Source organism: Thermodesulfobacteriota bacterium, from assembly GCA_035325995.1.
Taxonomy (GTDB): domain Bacteria; phylum Desulfobacterota_D; class UBA1144; order Nemesobacterales; family UBA2774; genus JADLGH01.
Map to the genome: position 1 here is coordinate 1 of DAOKYU010000038.1, position 3,152 is coordinate 3,152.

2 rRNA genes and 1 pseudogene are annotated in these 3,152 nt (G+C 55.8%); all 3 read left to right on the forward strand.

Annotated elements, in window-relative coordinates:
- A 23S ribosomal RNA gene (locus PKC29_15505) occupies positions 1 to 2,441 on the forward strand; the annotation flags it as partial.
- Between the two features lie 89 nt (positions 2,442 to 2,530).
- Positions 2,531 to 2,646: ribosomal RNA gene (gene rrf, locus PKC29_15510) — 5S ribosomal RNA — on the forward strand.
- Positions 2,647 to 2,787: 141 nt separating this feature from the next.
- A pseudogene (locus PKC29_15515) lies at positions 2,788 to 3,009 on the forward strand (transposase).
- The last annotated feature ends 143 nt before the right edge of the window (positions 3,010 to 3,152 follow it).

Consider the following 3,152-nt stretch of genomic DNA (forward strand, 5'->3'; position numbering starts at 1 on the left):
AACCAGTACCGTGAGGGAAAGGCGAAAAGAACCCCGGAGAGGGGAGTGAAATAGAACCTGAAACCGTGTGCGTACAAGCAGTCGGAGCCCGCAAGGGTGACGGCGTACCTTTTGTATAATGGGTCAGCGAGTTACTTTCAGTGGCAAGCTTAACCGTCTAGGGAAGGCGTAGGGAAACCGAGTCTTAATAGGGCGTTGAGTCGCTGGGAGTAGACCCGAAACCGGGCGATCTATCCATGGCCAGGGTGAAGGTGTCGTAACAGACGCTGGAGGCCCGAACCCACTCCCGTTGCAATGGTAGGGGATGAGCTGTGGATAGGAGTGAAAGGCTAATCAAGCTCGGAGATAGCTGGTTCTCCTCGAAAGCTATTTAGGTAGCGCCTCGTGTATCACTGCCGGGGGTAGAGCACTGTTTCGGCTAGGGGGTCATACCGACTTACCAAACCGATGCAAACTTCGAATACCGGCAAGTGCAAGCACGGGAGACACACGGCGAGTGCTAACATCCGTCGTGAAGAGGGAAACAACCCAGACCGCCAGCTAAGGCCCCCAAGTCATGGCTAAGTGGAAAACGATGTGGGAAGGCATAGACAGCCAGGAGGTTGGCTTAGAAGCAGCCATCCTTTAAAGAAAGCGTAATAGCTCACTGGTCGAGTCGGCCCGCGCGGAAAATTCAACGGGGCTAAGCCATGCGCCGAAGCTGCGGACTTGGCATTGCCAAGTGGTAGAGGAGCGTTCCGTAAGCCTGTGAAGGTGTGTCGCGAGGCATGCTGGAGGTATCGGAAGTGCGAATGCTGACATGAGTAACGACAATGCGGGTGAAAAACCCGCACGCCGTAAACCCAAGGTTTCCTGCGCAACGTTAATCGGCGCAGGGTGAGTCGGACCCTAAGGCGAGGCCGAAAGGCGTAGTTGATGGGAAACAGGTTAATATTCCTGTACCGGTAATTGCTGCGATGGGGTGACGGAGAAGGCTAGGCCGGCCGGGCGTTGGTTGTCCCGGTTTAAGCATGTAGGAAGATCCCTTAGGCAAATCCGGGGGGTCAATTCCGAGATGTGATGACGAGTTCCCTCGGGAACGAAGTGGTTGATGCCCTGCTTCCAAGAAAAGCCTCTAAGCTTCAGGCAATTATCGCCCGTACCGTAAACCGACACAGGTGGGTGAGGAGAGAATCCTAAGGCGCTTGAGAGAACTCGGTTGAAGGAACTAGGCAAAATAGTACCGTAACTTCGGGAGAAGGTACGCCCCTTGTACGTGAAGAGCCTTGCGCTTGGAGCGGAAAGGGGTTGCAGTGACCAGGCCGCTGCGACTGTTTATCAAAAACACAGCACTCTGCAAACACGAAAGTGGACGTATAGGGTGTGACGCCTGCCCGGTGCCGGAAGGTTAATTGATGGGGTCAGCGAAAGCGAAGCTCTTGATCGAAGCCCCGGTAAACGGCGGCCGTAACTATAACGGTCCTAAGGTAGCGAAATTCCTTGTCGGGTAAGTTCCGACCTGCACGAATGGCGTAACGATGGCGGCGCTGTCTCCAACCGAGACTCAGTGAAGTTGAAATCGCTGTGAAGATGCAGCGTACCCGCGGCAAGACGGAAAGACCCCGTGAACCTTTACTATAGCTTTGCACTGAATTTTGAACCTGCTTGTGTAGGATAGGTGGGAGGCTTTGAAGCGCAGACGCCAGTTTGCGTGGAGCCAACCTTGAAATACCACCCTGGCATGTTTGGAGTTCTAACCTGGGCCCGTAATCCGGGCTGGAGACAGTGCATGGTGGGTAGTTTGACTGGGGCGGTCTCCTCCCAAAGAGTAACGGAGGAGCGCGAAGGTACCCTCAGCGCGGTCGGAAATCGCGCAATGAGTGCAAAGGCATAAGGGTGCTTGACTGCGAGACGGACAGGTCGAGCAGGTGCGAAAGCAGGTCTTAGTGATCCGGTGGTTCTGTATGGAAGGGCCATCGCTCAACGGATAAAAGGTACTCCGGGGATAACAGGCTGATTCCTCCCAAGAGTCCACATCGACGGAGGAGTTTGGCACCTCGATGTCGGCTCATCGCATCCTGGGGCTGTAGCAGGTCCCAAGGGTATGGCTGTTCGCCATTTAAAGCGGTACGCGAGCTGGGTTCAGAACGTCGTGAGACAGTTCGGTCCCTATCTGCCGTGGGCGTTGGAAACTTGAAGGGAGCTGCTCCTAGTACGAGAGGACCGGAGTGGACGTACCCCTGGTGTTCCGGTTGTCACGCCAGTGGCACTGCCGGGTAGCTATGTACGGACGGGATAACCGCTGAAAGCATCTAAGCGGGAAGCCCACCCTAAGATAAGGTTTCCCTGGACCTTTAAGGTCCCTGAAGGGTCGTCGGAGACTACGACGTTGATAGGTCGGGTGTGGAAGCGCAGTAATGTGTGAAGCTAACCGATACTAATTACCCGTGAGGCTTGACCATATAACACCCAAACAGTCTTTTTGCGTGACGCATCGTGCGGATCACATTCCGGTTTATTGACCTCGTTTGATACGAGGCCAGCCAGTTTGCCTGGCGGCAATAGCGAGCGTGAACCACCCGATCCCATTCCGAACTCGGAAGTGAAACCGCTCAGCGCCGATGGTAGTGTGGGGTTTCCCCATGTGAGAGTAGGTCACTGCCAGGCTCCTATTCTTAGATCCCCGTCCTCATCAGGCGGGGATTTTTTTTGGCCGAAGCCCATTCTGGGCCTCGAGGCTGACCTGAGACGGATCATGTAGCCCCTTCGATGGTGAGTTCTCTACCCTGAGCAAGGCAAGGAGAACCCATGAAGAAGCGTTTCACCGAAGAGCAGATCATCACGATCCTGCGAGAGGCCGAGGCCGGCGTGATGCCGATCAAGGCGCTCTGCAAGAAGCACAACATCACCGAGCAGACGTTCTTCCGCTGGCGGAACAAGTACGGCGGGATGGACGCGCCCGACGCCCGGCGGCTGAAGGACCTCGAAGCCGAGAACGCGCGGCTGAAGCGGACGGTGGCCGAGCAGCTCCTGGTCATCGACGGGATGATGACCCGCGGCTGCCTGCTTCAGGAAACCAATGATCTACTCGTCAGTTAACCGCTTCTTCATGTCCGTCCCGACGTCCCCCCGGTTTTGAGTAGCACGGTGATTTGGAGTCCAATCCCCCAACC